Origin of the sequence: Saccharopolyspora sp. NPDC049357 (genome assembly GCF_040677225.1) — a bacterium.
Lineage (GTDB): Bacteria > Actinomycetota > Actinomycetes > Mycobacteriales > Pseudonocardiaceae > Saccharopolyspora.
This window is the reverse complement of sequence record NZ_JBFAQJ010000008.1, coordinates 41,282-56,305: the sequence shown is the minus strand read 5'-3', so window position 1 is coordinate 56,305 and position 15,024 is coordinate 41,282. Positions and strand designations below refer to the sequence as shown.

Genomic DNA, 15,024 nt, shown 5'->3' with positions numbered 1-15,024 from the left:
CCGCACAAGGGGTCAGTCGGTTCGAACCGGTCGCCTGCTCGCCATCAACTGGAGACTCCGCACGTCAGGACGCTGCGCGAAACTCCAGACGCTGCTGCGAGTCAGGGCCGCCAGCGGCGGTGGTCAGACCAGGGGATCGAATTGAGTGCCGACAAGCCTTGCCATCGACGTTGGCTACTGCCACAGTGGCCAGACCTCAATCCTCTTGCCGCATTTGAGAGAAACGTCTCGTGCCGGAACCGTCCGGCGCGGTGGAAGGACGGTGATGACACGCGAGGCGCCCGCGTGAGATCGGGTGGACTCGGCGGCTGCCCCAGAGCGGGCCGCCCGAACTGCGATCGCTCCCTCGAGGAGAGCGGACGCTCCGATGAGATGAAGCCGGTGCGCTCCACCGAACTTCGAGCCGACGAGCGCGCACGCCGTCGAAAGGGCGGCGACGGCCGGCCGGGCGGGCGAGCCGACGCCCGGCATCGCAATGGCCCGATGTCCGGCCGACTTCCATGGCCGACGGCGACGCGGAGGTCCCTTGCCGAGTCGTCCCGGACGCCCCTGAACCCCGTGCGGCGATGGTGCGCGTCTCCGCGAGCCCGTTGGCTTCCCCCGCATTCGAACCCTGACCGACGCCTGCCATGACGGCGACCCATCAAAGGAGATGAGCCGGTATGCATGCCCCCGCGCAGGAAGACGCGACGTCACGACGACCCAGAGGCAGGGTCCGCGCGCTGTTTTCGGCGATCTACTTCCAGGTGCTCCTGGCGATCATCGCCGGCATCGTTCTCGGGCACTTCGCCCCCGAGGTCGGAACTGTGCTGAAGCCGCTCGGCGAGATCTTCATCAGCATGATCAAGATGCTGGTGGCTCCGATCGTGTTCATCACGGTCGTGCTCGGCATCTGCAGTGCGAACAACCTCCGGAAGGTCGGGCGCGTCGGGCTGAAGGCGATCCTCTGGTTCCAGTGCGCGACGGGGATCGCGTTGACCCTGGGGCTCGTGATCGCCAACGTCGTGAAGCCCGGCCAGGGCATCAACGCGGATCCCGCGAGCCTGAACGGAGACTCCGTGGCGAAGTACAGCGCCAAGGAGGACATCGGAACCGTGAGCGGGTTCATCAGCCATGTCGTCCCGGATTCGGCGGTAGGAGCCTTCGCCGACGGCGAGATCTTGCAGGTTCTGTTCTTCGCCATCCTCTTCGGCATCGGGATGACGCTCCTGGGCGAGAAGGTGGAGCCGGTCAAGGCCTTGTTCGACAAGATCGGGCAGGTCTTCTTCCGCATGCTGAACATCGTCATGCGCTTCGCGCCCGTGGGGGCTTTCGGCGCGATGGCGTTCACGATCGCCACGTACGGCATCGGTTCGGTCGCGCAGCTGGGCGTGTTGATCGCGTGCATGTACGTCACGGCGCTCGTGTTCGTCTTCGTCGTTCTCGGCGGCGTGACGCGGATCAGCGGGCTCTCGATCTTCAAGCTGATCCGCTACATCCGCCAGGAGCTCCTCATCGGCTTCGGCACCGCTTCCAGCGAGAGCGTTCTCCCCCAGCTGATGCGGAAGCTCGAACACCTCGGAGTCAGTCGGTCGACCGTCGGGCTCACGGTCCCCGCGGGGTACTCGTTCAACCTGGACGGCACCGCGATCTACCTGACGCTGGCGAGCCTGTTCATCGCGCAGGCGACCAACACCGACCTGACCGTCGCCTCGCAGCTGGGTCTCCTGCTGCTGCTCGTGCTCACGTCGAAGGGGGGAGCGGGGGTCGCCGGGGCGGTCCTGTTCACGCTCGCTGCAACCCTCGAGGCGCACGCCGTCATTCCCGTCGCCGGTCTCGCGCTCATCCTCGGCATCGACCGGTTCATGAACGAGGCGCGCACGCTGACCAACATCGTGGGGAACACGGTCGCCAGCATCGTCGTCGCCCGGTGGGACAAGGACCTTGATCTGGACCGGGCCCGGCGCGTGCTGCGAGACGACGACCAGCCGTCCATGGAGGCGCTCGACCTCGTGGGCGATTCGCCGACGGCCGGGGGTGCGCCGACGGCGGGGACGGTCGCGACGACGACCAGCTGAACTCGCCGGAGGGATCGAGGTGGATGTTCTCGTGGGAGTTCCCGGCCGACCGCCCACCGGTGGGTCGGTTCTCCGCGGACGGGGTCGGGCAGGAAGGCGACCGTTGGGTAACCTTTGGAGAAGACAGAGGTCATACCAGATGAGGGGACCCAGCCATGACCGAACTCCACCACGGGGAGGGTCCGGGTGCCGCTTTGTGGTCGCCGATTCGGGACCCGGGCTCTCTCTCCGAGAGGATCGCGAGCCAAGTCGAAGCTCTCATCCAGTCCGAACAGCTGCAACCGGGCGACAAACTCCCGCCCGAGCGCCAGCTCGCCGAGCTGCTGGGAGTGAGCAGGCCTTCGCTGCGGGAGGCGATCCGTTCCCTGTCGACCAGCGGGCGGGTGACCGTGCGGCACGGGCAAGGCGTCTTCGTCGAGCCGCCCGCGACGACCAGGCTCCTCAGCCAGGGCCTCATGTCGGACGACCACGACACCGACGAGCTCTACGCGATGCGCGAGATCCTCGAGGTGCCTGCGGCCGGGCTGGCGGCGGAGAACGCCGATGCGGGCAAGCTCGACCTGCTGCAGCGAGCATTCGACGAGCTGCTCGCCGCCACGCAGCGGGACGATCTCAACAAGGACGAGTTGCAGAAGCTCGACGCGCAGTTCCACCTGACCGTCGTGCGCCTGGCGGGCAACCGCTTCCTGCTCCGCACGTTGGGAGTGCTGAACGACGTGATGGCTGCCGGCATGGAGACCACTCTGGTCGTCCCCGGGCGGATCACGCAGTCGACCAGGGAGCACGCGCGCATCATCGAGGCGATCAAGGCCGGCAACGCGAACGCGGCTCGTCGCGCCGCCCGTCAGCACATCCGCAACGCGCACGCGACGTCGCGCAAGCAGACGGCAACGAGCCTTCCCGAGCAGTAGCGGGCGGGCGTCGTCGCTGCGGAACCGACCGCCGGCCGCACGAAGGGCGACGACCGTGACACTGATCCTGCTCGGACTGCTCTCCACCGCGGCGGCGGCGCTGCTCGGCGGCTTGACCGGTTTCGGCTACGCCCTGCTCGCTTCGCCGCTCCTGCTGCTGATCGGCCTGCCGCCTGCCCAGGTGGTGGCCGTGAACCTCTTGCTGGCGCTGTTCACCCGGATCACCGTGGTCGCTCGCTGGTGGAGCCACATCATCTGGTCGAGGGCACTCGTCCTCACCCTGTCGAGCGTCCCCGGCCTGGCGATCGGCCTTCTCATCGTCGAGCGCGTCGATCAATCCGTGCTCCGGTGGACCACCGGAGTGCTGGCGCTCGTCGCGGCCCCGCTGCTCATGATCTCCCGGCCCCGCCAAGGTCAGCTCCATCGCGGGTTCTACGCGCTCGCGGGGCTGCTCGGAGGGGCTTTTGCCACCACCACTTCGTTGAACGGGGTGCCGCCCGCGCTCACGCTCGCGTCGGACGGCGGCGCCCGGCGCTCCCTCGTGGTCGACATGGCGTTCTACTTCGTCGTGTCGAACGTGGTCGGAATCGTCCTGATGGTGCTGAGCGGTGGCATCAGCGATGGAGCTCTCGAGCTCGTCGGCCTCTGGCTCCCGGGGTGCCTGATCGGGAACTGGGCCGGGACCAGGCTCGCGCCGCACGTGCCCGCGACGGCGTTCCGGTACCTGGTCTGCGTGCTCGTCGTGGCGGCCGGGATCTCCACGCTGGCGTCCGGCTGACGCCACTTCGGACGACTGTGTGATTGAACACTAGCGATTGACTTCACCGCCGGGACGAGATCAAGGTCTCTGGCAAGAGGTCTGACCACGTGCCGCAATCGGCGCGGGATTCGCGTTCCCAACGACGGGAGAGTGCAGTGACCGAAGAGCAGACCATTTCTCGCGAGCGGCTGACCGAAGCGCCCGGCGAGGTCTACACCTCGACGATCCTCGAGCCGAGTTTCCGGTTCATGATGCGGGAGTACTTCGGAAGCCTCCTCGAGGCCAACAAGGCCTGGGCGATCATGCTGGGCGACACCGGGATCATCACGCCCGAGAACACCCGCTCGCTCCTGCTCGCGTTGAACCAGATGATCGACGAGGGCGCGGACGCCTTCGCCGAGTTCAACCCGCACCACGAGTACTTCTACTCGCACCTCGAGCACCGGCTCGCCGAGCTCGCCGGGCCTGCCGCGGCCGGCGAGATCAACCTGGGACGCACCCGCCCGGAGCCGCTCACCCGCATGGCGCTTCGGCCGCGGATCCTGCAGATCGCCGATGACCTCGGAGCGCTGATCCGGCTCCTGCTGGAGATCGCCGAGCGCGAGCGCGACACCGTCATGCCGCAGTGGACCCACATGCAACCGGCGCAGCCCACCACGATGGGCCACTACCTGATGGGCATCATCGGCGGGTTGCTGCGCGACGCGGACCGCGTGCAGCACGCCTACCGGACCACCAACGCCTGCACCCTCGGGTGCGGAGCGCTCGCCGGGACCTCCTACCCGATCGACCGCGACGTGGTGGCCGATCTCCTCGGCTTCGACGAGGTGCGGGAGAACACCATCGACTGCGTGGCGTCGGGGGACTACGCGCTCGAGACCAGCGCGGCGGTCGCGAACCTGGCGATCACGCTCAGTCGGCTGTGCCAGGACATGTACACGTGGAGCACCGACGAGTTCCGGCTCGTGGAGATCGGCGACTCGTTCTCCGGCTCCAGCAGCATGATGCCGCAGAAGAAGAACGCCTACCCGTTCGAGTACGTCCGCGCCCGTGCCGCTCGGGCGGTCGGCGAGATGAGCTCGGCGTTCGGTTCTCTGCACAACACCAACTTCGGCGACATCAAGGACGTCGAGGAGGAGATGGTCCCGCCGGTCTACCGGGTCTGCGACGAGATGGTGGTCTCGCTGCGGCTGCTCCGCGGAACCCTGGAGACGCTGAAGGTCCACGAGGTGCGATGCGGGCTCCGCGCTGGGTCCGGCTTCTCCACGGCGACGGAGCTGGCCGCCATGATCCACCGCAACACCGAGCACGACTACCGCGCGGCCCACCGCGTCGTCGGGCACCTGGTGCTCCTGGCGACCCAGCGAGGCATCGAGCCTGATGGCGTGGAGCTCGAACTGGTCGACGAGGCCGCCAAGGCCACCCTCGGCACCTCCTCGGGGCTCACGGAGCAGCAGGTGCGCGAAGCGCTCGACCCGGACAGCTTCGTCGCCCGCCACACGGTCAGCGGGGGACCGGCACCCGCTCCCATGACCGCGGCGATCGGCGGCGCTCGTACTCGTGCGCGCGGGCACGACCAGTGGGTGGCTGACCGGCGCCGCGCGCTCACCGACGCCCACGACCGGCTCACCGCCATCGCCGACGAGCGCACCGGGCGGTAATTCATGTCCCGAAGATCAGAGACCGGTGGCGCCACCATCGCCGTCCGGATCAAGCGCTCGGACGACGCCGCCCAGTCGACGTTCGCGGTGCGCCGGATCGAGCCGATGTCGGTGCTCGACGTGCTGCTCGCCGTCCAACACAACGACGACCGCACCATCGGGTTCCGCTACTCCTGCCGAGTCGGCATGTGCGGCACGTGCACCGTTCGCGTGAACGGCCGCTCGGTTCTGGCGTGCCAGACCGAGATCACCCCGGACACCCGCGAACTGCGGATCGATCCACTCGCCGGGCTGCCGGTGGTGCGCGACCTGGTCGTCGACATGACACCGTTCTGGGAGGCGTGGGCCTCGATCACCCCGTACCTGGTGCCCCACGACGATGCCGAGGTCGGCATGGACGCCCAACCGGCGGTCATCCCCCCGGACTCCGCGGAACGCCGGAACATCGATCCGTCTCTGGACTGCATCGGCTGCGGCGCCTGCTTCTCCAGCTGCGGGATCGCCGGACTGCACCGCGACTTCATCGGGCCGGCCGCGCTCAACCGGGCCCTGGTCCTCATCGACGACAGCCGGGACAGCGCGAGCGAGGCGCGACTCGACGCAGTCGGTGGCGACGGCACCGGTGTCGACCGATGCCACTACATCTACGGTTGCTCGGCCGCGTGCCCCAAGGGGCTTGATCCAGCGCGGGCCATTCGGCGCATCCGGAAGAGGAGGCTCGGCTGATGAGCCAGGATATACCGGTCCCGGACCGGCTCACCACCGATGTCGCCGTCATCGGAAGCGGTGGGGCGGGCCTGATGTGCGTGCTCCACGCGCTCGAATCGGATCCGTCCCTCGACGTGACGATCATCAGCAAGGGCGCTGTGGGCCGATCCGGGTGCACGCGAATGGTCCAGGGCGGTTACAACGCCGTTCTCGACCCCGGAGACTCGATCGACGCGCACTTCAGCGACACGCTCGCCGGCGGCAAGTACCTCAACGACCAGCTCCTCGCGTGGACGCTGGTCAACGACGCCCCGCGGATCATCCAGGAACTCGAGACCCGGGTCGGCTGCTTCTTCGACCGGCGTGCCGATGGCCGGATCCATCAGAAGGCGTTCGCCGGCCAGACCTTCGACCGCACGGTCCACCGCGGTGACCTGACCGGTATCGAGATCATGGGCCGGCTGCGGGATCAGATGTTCCGGCTGGGTCCACGGGAACTCGAGGACTACCGGGCGCTGGACATCATCCACGACGAGCACAGCCGGCTGGCAGGGGTGACCGCGCTGCACATGCGGACCGGCAAACCCATCGTGGTCCGCGCCCGTGTCGTCGTCGTGGCCACCGGTGGTTCAGCGACGATGTACCGGGTGGCCGCACCGGCGCGGGAGAAAACGGGTGACGGCGTCGCGATGTGCTGGCGCGCAGGACTCGCCATGCGCGACATGGAGATGCTCCAGTTCCACCCCACCGGCTTGCTGGCGGGCGAGGCGCGGATGACAGGCGCGGTCCTCGAGGAAGGACTCCGCGGTGCGGGCGCGATCCTGCGCAACGCCGAAGGCGAACGCTACATGGAGCGCTACGATCCGGAACGCCTCGAGCGATCCACCCGAGACGTGGTGGCCAGGTCGGGATACCTCGAGATCAGCGCGGGACGGGGAACTCCTGAAGGCGGCGTGCTCATCGACATCTCGCACCTCGGCAAGGAGGAGGTCGAGCGCCGCTTCCCGGGCATGGTCGCCCGCACCCGGCAGATCGGCCAAGACCTGGCGACGGGACCGGTGACGGTCTCACCTACCGCGCACTTCCACATGGGCGGCGTCGTCATCGACGAGGACTGCCGCACCTCGCTCGATGGTCTGCTCGTCGCCGGTGAGGACGCCGGTGGCGTTCACGGTGCGAATCGGTTGGGCGGCAACGGAGTCGCCGAATCGACCGTGTACGGCGCGCGCGCCGGCGACACGGCGGCCGCACTCGCGCCGACCCTGAGCCACGCCGAGCCGGACCCGGCTCAGGTGGAGGAGTCGTTGGGCCGTGCCTTCGCGCCGCTGTTCCGCTCGGAGGGCGCATCGCCGTTCGAGGTCACCGGCCGGCTCAAGGAACTCATGTGGACCGACGTCGGTGTGGTCCGCGACGGCGCCGGTCTCGCGCGCGCTGCGAAGGAGCTCGATCTGCTGGCCGAGGAGGTCGGGACCCTGGCGGCCGCGGGCCCGCCCGCCGTCAACTTCGCCTGGCAGGAGTCGATGGACCTCGCCAACCAGATCACGGTCGCCAGGGCGATGGCGCATGCGGCGGCGTGGCGAACGGAAAGCCGTGGGGCACATGCGCGGTCGGATCACGCGGGCATGAGCGGCTCGCTGGATTACATCGTCCAGTGGGCCGACACCGGCGATGGGTTGCACTGCGACATCCGCTCGGAGATCAGACCCGTGGAGTTCACCCACGCACCGCCGCCCGACGGTTTCCTCGGTGGTGAGAACGGATGAGCCTCCCGCAGTTCCTCTTCACACTCGGATTCGCAGCGGTCTTCCTGGCGATCGTCGCGTTCACCGCGGTCGTCGTCCGAAGCGCCCGGTTCTACGACGGCGGTGACTTCCCGACGGGCTCGATGCTGTTGCGGCTCGCCCGCCCGGGCCGGGAACGTGCCGAACTTCAGCGTTGGGCGTTCTACCTCCACCGCATCACCGGAGTCGGCGTCCTCGGATTCCTCTGCCTGCACGTCATCGACGTCAGCTTGTTCGTCTGGGATCCGATCGTCTACGACGACGTCCACGGCCTCTACGGCACGGCGATGATGCGCGTGATCGAGGTCGGTCTGCTGTTCGGTCTGCTGTTCCACACGTTCAACGGACTGCGCCTCGTGGTGGTGGACGTTCGCGACCTCGGGTTGACGGCATCGACACGTCTTCTCCACGGAGTGCTGACCGCGACCGTCGTGCTCGGCGTCGTGGGTTCCTACTACATCATGAAGCCGGTGTTCGCATGACCACTTCTCATGGGATGAGTGACGCAGGAGTCGTACCGGCCCGCTCCCGAATCCGTCGGCGCCGGACCGCGTACATCCTGCTCCGGCTGTCCGGCGTGATGCTCTCGGTGCTCGTCCTCGGGCATTTCGCCGCGACCCACGTGACCACGGACGTCGCCGACACGAACTCGCAGTTCATCGACGGCCGGTGGGCCACCGCCTTCTGGATCGCCTGGGACGGGATCATGCTGGTCGCCGTGCTGGCGCACGTCGCGCTCGGCATGTGGTCGGTCACGGCCGACTACAGCACCGGGGCCGCCCGCAGGCGATATCGGACGGCCATGTCGGCTCTGGTGGCCTTCTTGCTCGTGTACGGGCTGTGGGTGCTCGCAGCCGGGGCGCACATCATCTGAACACGTCGACGGCGGGCGTGTGTGGAAGTCAGGCGTCGACGACCGATTCGGCCGGCTGGGGTGCGCGGCGGCCGAACGGCGTCATGATGGCGACGTTGAACCACCCGAGGAAGGCGCCGAGCATCCCGCCCAGCACCGCGGGCACCGAGGTGATCAGCGGGAGCAGCACGCTGTCGGCGGGCAGCGACAGGCCCCCGAAGTTCGTGTAGATCCCGATGAAGTACGTGGCCAGGCCCATGGACAGGCCGTTGAAGAAGGGGAGGGTTCCGGTGTCCTGGGCGAACGGCAGGTACTGCATCACGTAGATGAGCGGGATGAGGGCCACCGGTAGGCCGATCAACCACGCCACGTCGCCGCTCGCGACGATCGCGGCGTCGCCCACGACCGTTCCGACGAGCAGCGAGAAGATCAGCGCGATCGCCGCGCTGACGACGCCGCTCAGGAATGACGGGACCACGGTGCGGAGCACCGTCGGTTTCCCGCCCAGGGCGAAGTACTCGGCCCACACGATGAACGCCAGCCACAACGGCAGCGACCACGTGCCCAGCCACAGGCCGAAGGGCAGGGCGACGGCGACGGTCACCGGAACGGCCAGCCACAGGGGAATGGACTTCATCGTTGCTCCTCTTGAGGATCGGCTTCTCCGACCAACCTCGTGGTGCGCACTCGGCCCCGCACATCACTGTTCGGGGGTACCGGGTGAGCAGCATCGGACTGGGAGGGCCCCGTTCAGCGGGCCCTTCGTGGCCGGTCGAGAAACCGTCGAGCAGGTCATGGCCAGACTTCCACTCATGGGCCCGGTGCGCATGTCCGCTACGACGAAAGTGGCGCCGTTGTCGAAGATCTCGTACCACGAGTGCCGAAATGTGAATGCTGCTCGAACGTGTTTCACACGAGCTCGAGCAGCCTGGCTCCGCCGTCCGGGTTCATCGTGGCGGGTCGCCGGGTGCGCCGGATACGCTCGGCGACGTCCGGATGCTCGTAGTCGATGATGCTGCGACGGCAGCACGAACCTTTGCTCGTCTCTGTCGGTCATTTGCTGACTTCGCTGCCGCAGAGATCCTCAAGGTTCCCGAATCCGGATACCCGGCCTACAACAAGAACAACGACGCCTGGACGTATCGAGCGCCAGTCCAGATTCGTGATTCCCGCCGCTCCGCGGTCGGGTGCGGTACCAACACCGCACCCGATCCGTCACGATCGTTCGGCGATCACAGCCACCCCGGGAGGACCACCACCAGCCAGGCGAGCAACGGACCGAGTGCGACCACGATTCCGCTGTAGGCCAGCATCTGGCGGTAGAACCGTTCCCGGTTCTCGACCTCGGCGTTGGCCAGCACCAGTGCGCCGTTCGTCGAAAAGGGGCTGACATCAACGACGGTGGCTGCGACGGCAAGCGCGGCGACCATTCCCGTGGGGCTGATCATCCCTTGTTGCAGGAAAGGAACCGAAAGCGGGATGAGTGCTCCGAGAATCCCCACCGACGACGCGAAAGCCGAACTGATGCCACCGACGTAGCAGAGCAGCAGACCGGCGAGCAGCGGCATTCCCAGTCCCGTCACGGCAGAGCTGGCGTAGTCGATCGCACCGGCCTCCTGCATGACGCTCACGTAGGTGAGCACCCCGCCGATCAACAGCACCGTCGACCAGCTGATCTTGTCCACCGCTCCGCGCTGCGCCTTGGGCGAGGCGATCGCGAGGACCGCGGCGATGGCCATGGACAGGAATCCGACGTCGAGCTGGAAGATCACGGTTCCGGCCGCGAGCACGAGAATTCCGACGATGGTCAGCGATTGCCCAGTGGTGATCCGCGGGGTGGGGGCTGTCTCGGCGGCAGGCGCGAGAGTCTGCACGTTTCCGGAGCTGCGCGGTTCCACCTCGCTGTCGGAACCTGGTTGATCCGCGGTCGTCGGGCCGAATGGACTCGTGGGTCCGACGCCTGTACCCGGGTCGTTCTGCCATGCCTCATCAGCTGCGGTTGGCTGATCGGGTGCGGCTCGCTTCCCGAAGAGGACGAACCAGATGAGACCGATGGCGAGGTTGAAGACCAGGGGAACGAGGAACACGGTCATCGGGCTGCTGGGCAGGCCGCGGTCGGCCATGACACCGTTCACGAATCCGCCGTACACGCTCGTCGGTGCGAATGCGCCGCCAAGGGCACCATGTACGACGAACATCCCCATCAGCAGCCGATTGACCGAGTGGCGTGCTGCGCAGCGCATCGCCAATGGCGCGACGATGGCGACGGCGAACAGGGCGCCGATCGACGTCAGCAGCGCCGATACGACGAAGAAGACCCAGGGAATCAGCCTGACCCGGCCGCCTACGAGCCGCACGGCCCACTGCACGAGCAGATCAATCGTTCCGTTGATCTGAGCGATTCCGAAGAGGTAGGTGATACCGACCAAGGTCAGAAAGAGATCACTCGGAAATCCTGCGATGATCTGGTCCGTGGTCATCCCCAAGGACAAGGTTCCGAGGATGAATGCGGCGACGAATGCCAGTACTCCCATGTTGATCGGCAGCGCCGTACCAACCGCGAACATCAGTACCAGCACGATGATGGACAGGACCTGCGGCTCCATTTGCCTCCTTTGGCCAGGAACCCTGGGGGTTGGACGAGAGCCACATCCACGATGTGACGCGCAGCTCATGATGTGGGTCGCCCTCAGGAGAGTCAACCTCTTCCCGGCCTGAAATGATTCAGTGCGGGCTATGTCCTTGGTGCGCAGCGATTTTGACGTCGGAAGCGTTTTGCGCAGACCGCACAACAACTGCGAACATGGCCCGCCGAGACCGAGCAGATTGCGCAGAAGACCAGGTCGTGTCGCCGTCTCGGACAACTTGATCGCGGTCACGTACGAGCCGGCGTGTCCACCCGGCCGGTCGTCCAGTCCTGGCGCATTCGACCCGCCGAGGTCGTGACCGAGCTGAGTCCTTGATGACCGCTGCGGCGGGCCGAGCGATTCCAGGAGGAGTGCCCGAACGGAGGGTGATGAAGATGCCGCAGACGATGCTGTGACCAGCCAGCTGTGGGCGTTCATCCAGTCGCGAACTGCGGGCATGGCTCCGAGTTCTTGAGGGCGAGCGGTGTCAGCAGGCCAATGAGTCCTATTAGGATTTCTAGGCTGAGGCTGGACGTGGCGCTCAACCCGAAGGCTGATTCGTAGCGGCCCAGAGGGTGGCCATCGAACCTGCTTCATCGTGCCTGGAAAAGCCCGGGTTCATCGGCCACGTCCTCGTTCCCCGGGCCTCCCATACGGATTGCCTATGGTCGGAGTAGGGCATCGCTCATTGTCGGCACCCCGCACGAGGACTTTGACTCAGTGGAGGACAGGGCGTCCGCGAGGCACCAGCGCCTGGCGGGCCCGGACGGATGGATAGGGGTGCGGCAATGGGTGCTGACCTGGCCGGAAAGGTCGTGCTGCTCACGGGTGCGACCGGGGATATCGGTGTTGCTTACACCATGGCGTTGACCGGGCGGGGCGCGAACGTGGTCGCCACCGACTTGGACGGCTTCTCCGAAGCCGGTCGGGAGATCGCGGACAAGGCCACGGCGCAAGGTGCGGGTCGAGCGGTCTTCGCCGGTTGCGACATCACCTCGGACGAAGACCTGCAGCGCGTCGTGGACCTGGCCGGTGACCGGTTCGGCGGCCTGGACTGCCTGGTCAACAACGCGGCGATCTACCGGACGCTGGGGCCGAAGAGGACGCTCACCGAGCTGACCAACGACGAGTGGGACCTCGTGCTGCGGGTCAACGTTCGCGGCTGCTGGCAGTCGATCCGCGCGGCTGTCCCCGCCATGCGGGAGCGCGGTGGCGGGCGGATCGTCAACATCGCCTCCGTCGTGTCCCGGACCGGGGCGGCCGGTTTCGCGCACTACGTGGCCTCCAAGGCGGCGGTCGAGGGCTTGACCAGGGCCGCGGCGCGCGAGCTGGGACCGGAGGGCATCGCGGTGAACGCCGTCTCGCCCGGCTTGGTCGACGACGCGGCCACTCGCGACATCAACGATGCGAACTACTTGGAGCGCATGAAGTCCACGCGTTCCGTGCCGCGTTCCATGGATCCCGAGGACCTGGTCGGCGCGGTGGTGTGGTTGTGCGGGGACGGCAGCGGTTTCGTGACCGGGCAGACGATCGTGGTGGACGGCGGAGGGGTGTTCGTGTGATGCGCCCCGACGAGTTCCCACCTCGCATCATCGTCGGCATCACCGGTGCTTCCGGTGTCATCTACGGGGTCCGCGCGCTGGAGCTGCTGGCACAACTGGGCGTCGAGACGCACCTGGTGGTCACCCGCGCCGCACGGGCGACTCTGGCGCAGGAGACCTCCTGGACGGCCGCGGACGTGCGGGAGCGGGCGTCGGTGACGCACTCGGAGCACGACCTGGGTGCGGCGATCGCGAGCGGCTCGTTCCCGGCCGACGGCATGCTCGTCGCACCGTGCAGCATCAAGACGCTGTCGGCGATCGCCAACAGCTTCGACGACAACCTGCTGGTGCGCGCCGCTGATGTGACGTTGAAGGAGCGCAGGCCCCTCGTGCTGATGTTGCGCGAGACACCGTTGCACGCCGGGCACATCCGGCTGATGGCCCAGGCCGCGGAGGCGGGCGCGGTGCTGATGCCGCCGGTGCCGGCGTTCTACGCCCAGCCGTCGTCGATCGACGAGATGGTCACCCACACGGTCGCTCGCGCGCTGGACGCCCTGTCGTTGCCGCACCCGCACGCGACCCGGTGGTCCGGAGAGCGGAGCGCGCCGTCGGCTACCGATCGGCGGTCCGTTCGCGCATGATGTCGGCATGGAGCTCCACCAACTGCGCTACGTGCTCGCGGTCGCGCGCGCCGGGAGCTTCAGCCGAGCGGCCGAGGACCTCTTCCTGGCCCAGCCGTCGTTGTCGGTGCAGATCCGCAAGCTCGAGAAGGAGCTCGGCGTCGCCCTCTTCGACCGGCTGGGCCGCAGGGTGGTGCTCACCGCGGCCGGTGAGGAGTTCGTCGCCCACGTCCAGCAGGCGTTGGCGCACCTCGACCGGGCGCGGGCGGGCGCCGCCGCCGTGCGCAGCCTGCAAGGCGGGCGGGTGTCGATCGGCGTGTTGCCCAGCGTCGGCGCCGGGCTGCTGCCGGGAGTGCTCGCGGACTTCCGCCGCGAGTACCCGGAGGTCGAGGTCCGGCTCACCGAGCACAACGTCTCCGCCGAGTTCGAGCGGATGGTGGAGGACGGGCGATTGGACCTCGCGGTGATCCGGGCGCCCTGGGCGCGGCCCGGACTCGTGGGCCGGTCGATCGTGCGCGAACCGATCGTCGCTCTGGTCCCGCCGGAGCATCCGCTGGCCGACCGGAGTGAAATAGCGCTGGTCGAGTTGAAGTCCGAGAAGTTCGTCGCCATGCAACGGGACTACGGGCTGCGGGAGCTGCTGGAGCAGATCTGCAACCGAGCCGGGTTCGAGCCGACGGTGACGGTGGAGACCACCCAGCTGTCGGTGCTGCAGGGCATGGTGGCCAGCGGTCTGGGCGTCTCGTTGCTGCCGGAACTCGCCGGCGCGGGCTATCCCGTCACGATCCCGATCGACGACGAGGGCGCTGCCCGGGAACTGGGCATCGTTCACCGCGCCAGGACCCCGCTGTCACCGCCTGCCGCTCTGTTCCTGGAACTGCTCGCGGACGCAGCGGCCGATCGGCCCGCTCGGAGCTAAGCCTCGAACTCGCCTCGCTCGGCGCGTTCTGCCAGCGAGGTCCAGAACCGCAGGGCCGCGTGCTCCATCTCCAGGCCGAGACCGAGCGTGACCATGCGTCGGGAGATGGCCGACTCGTGGCCGAAGCGCTCCTGCATCTGCTCGTACTCGGCGATGCGGTCCTGGTGCTGCTTGATCTGGTCCTGCGCCAGCCGCTTGATGTCGTCGGGCTCGGCGAGCTCGTTGAAGAAGAGCTTGATCTCGGCGATGTCGCGCAGCTCGTAGTGCTGGTCGGTGGGCTCGGCCAGCCATGAGCGGAGAGCCGAGAGACCGGTGTCGGTGATCGTGTAGGTGCGGCGGCGACGGCCGTCGTCCTCCTCCTCGACTTCGAGCAGTCCCAGCTGTTCGAGCCGCTTGGGCTCGGAGTAGAGCTGGGCGTGCGGGAAGTGCCAGAAGTAGCCCACCGAGTGGCCGATGGCCCGTTTGAGGTCGTACGAGGTCGAAGGCCCGCGCATGGCGATCATCCCCAGCACGACGTACGAGGTCGTGGAAAGCCGAACCGTTGACACGCTCCAAACCCTACCGTACGTTCCCAATCATCTGTTTC

General features: G+C 67.5%; 14 protein-coding genes. 11 read left to right on the top strand and 3 right to left on the bottom strand.

The window, feature by feature from the left end; genetic code table 11:
• The first annotated feature begins 662 nt into the window (after nt 1-662).
• The 8 genes from dctA (at nt 663) to AB0J91_RS09210 (ending at nt 8,752) form a co-directional block, all read left to right on the top strand.
• Nucleotides 663-2,057, top strand: a complete 1,395-nt coding sequence (dctA, locus tag AB0J91_RS09245; RefSeq protein ID WP_363865757.1) for a C4-dicarboxylate transporter DctA — start codon at nt 663-665, stop codon at nt 2,055-2,057.
• A 155-nt stretch (nt 2,058-2,212) separates the two neighbouring features.
• Complete coding sequence (locus tag AB0J91_RS09240; RefSeq protein ID WP_363865754.1) at nt 2,213-2,968, top strand: FadR/GntR family transcriptional regulator; 756 nt, start codon at nt 2,213-2,215, stop codon at nt 2,966-2,968.
• A 55-nt stretch (nt 2,969-3,023) separates the two neighbouring features.
• Nucleotides 3,024-3,746 (top strand): sulfite exporter TauE/SafE family protein, encoded by a 723-nt coding sequence (locus AB0J91_RS09235; protein ID WP_363865751.1) that lies wholly within the window; start codon nt 3,024-3,026, stop codon nt 3,744-3,746.
• Nucleotides 3,747-3,883: 137 nt separating this feature from the next.
• A complete protein-coding gene (argH, locus tag AB0J91_RS09230) occupies nt 3,884-5,389 on the top strand; it encodes an argininosuccinate lyase (protein ID WP_363865748.1) in 1,506 nt (501 codons plus the stop codon).
• 3 nt (nt 5,390-5,392) lie between these two features.
• Nucleotides 5,393-6,115: a 2Fe-2S iron-sulfur cluster-binding protein gene (locus AB0J91_RS09225; RefSeq protein ID WP_363865745.1), complete on the top strand. Its 723-nt coding sequence runs from the start codon at nt 5,393-5,395 to the stop codon at nt 6,113-6,115.
• Entirely contained in the window at nt 6,115-7,860 is a 1,746-nt protein-coding gene (locus AB0J91_RS09220) for an FAD-binding protein (protein WP_363865743.1), read from the top strand. Before AB0J91_RS09225 ends, AB0J91_RS09220 begins: the two co-directional genes overlap by 1 nt.
• Nucleotides 7,857-8,360: a succinate dehydrogenase, cytochrome b556 subunit gene (gene sdhC, locus AB0J91_RS09215; protein ID WP_363865740.1), complete on the top strand. Its 504-nt coding sequence runs from the start codon at nt 7,857-7,859 to the stop codon at nt 8,358-8,360. The genes AB0J91_RS09220 and sdhC overlap by 4 nt, the downstream gene beginning before the upstream one ends.
• Nucleotides 8,361-8,374: 14 nt before the next feature.
• Entirely contained in the window at nt 8,375-8,752 is a 378-nt protein-coding gene (locus AB0J91_RS09210; protein WP_363865737.1) for a hypothetical protein, read from the top strand.
• Between the two features lie 28 nt (nt 8,753-8,780).
• Here the strand turns inward: AB0J91_RS09210 and AB0J91_RS09205 are convergent, their stop codons facing one another.
• Together AB0J91_RS09205 and AB0J91_RS09200 are read right to left on the bottom strand one after the other, a co-directional pair.
• Nucleotides 8,781-9,368: a DUF1097 domain-containing protein gene (locus AB0J91_RS09205; protein ID WP_363865735.1), complete on the bottom strand. Its 588-nt coding sequence runs from the start codon at nt 9,366-9,368 to the stop codon at nt 8,781-8,783.
• A gap of 595 nt (nt 9,369-9,963) precedes the next feature.
• A complete protein-coding gene (locus AB0J91_RS09200) occupies nt 9,964-11,337 on the bottom strand; it encodes an SLC13 family permease (protein WP_363865733.1) in 1,374 nt (457 codons plus the stop codon).
• A gap of 809 nt (nt 11,338-12,146) precedes the next feature.
• On the opposite strand from AB0J91_RS09200, the gene AB0J91_RS09195 reads away from it, so the two are divergent.
• The 3 genes from AB0J91_RS09195 to AB0J91_RS09185 are packed head-to-tail and all read left to right on the top strand — an operon-like array spanning nt 12,147 to nt 14,438.
• Complete coding sequence (locus AB0J91_RS09195; RefSeq protein ID WP_363865731.1) at nt 12,147-12,920, top strand: SDR family oxidoreductase; 774 nt, start codon at nt 12,147-12,149, stop codon at nt 12,918-12,920.
• A complete protein-coding gene (locus AB0J91_RS09190; protein ID WP_363865729.1) occupies nt 12,920-13,540 on the top strand; it encodes a UbiX family flavin prenyltransferase in 621 nt (206 codons plus the stop codon). Before AB0J91_RS09195 ends, AB0J91_RS09190 begins: the two co-directional genes overlap by 1 nt.
• A gap of 7 nt (nt 13,541-13,547) precedes the next feature.
• The gene (locus AB0J91_RS09185; protein ID WP_363865727.1) at nt 13,548-14,438 is read left to right on the top strand and encodes a LysR family transcriptional regulator; all 891 of its coding nucleotides are present in this window, start codon (nt 13,548-13,550) and stop codon (nt 14,436-14,438) included.
• Here the strand turns inward: AB0J91_RS09185 and AB0J91_RS09180 are convergent.
• Nucleotides 14,435-14,986, bottom strand: coding sequence for a PadR family transcriptional regulator (locus AB0J91_RS09180; RefSeq protein ID WP_233576050.1), 552 nt, complete (start codon nt 14,984-14,986; stop codon nt 14,435-14,437). The genes AB0J91_RS09185 and AB0J91_RS09180 overlap by 4 nt on opposite strands.
• Nucleotides 14,987-15,024: the final 38 nt, after the last annotated feature.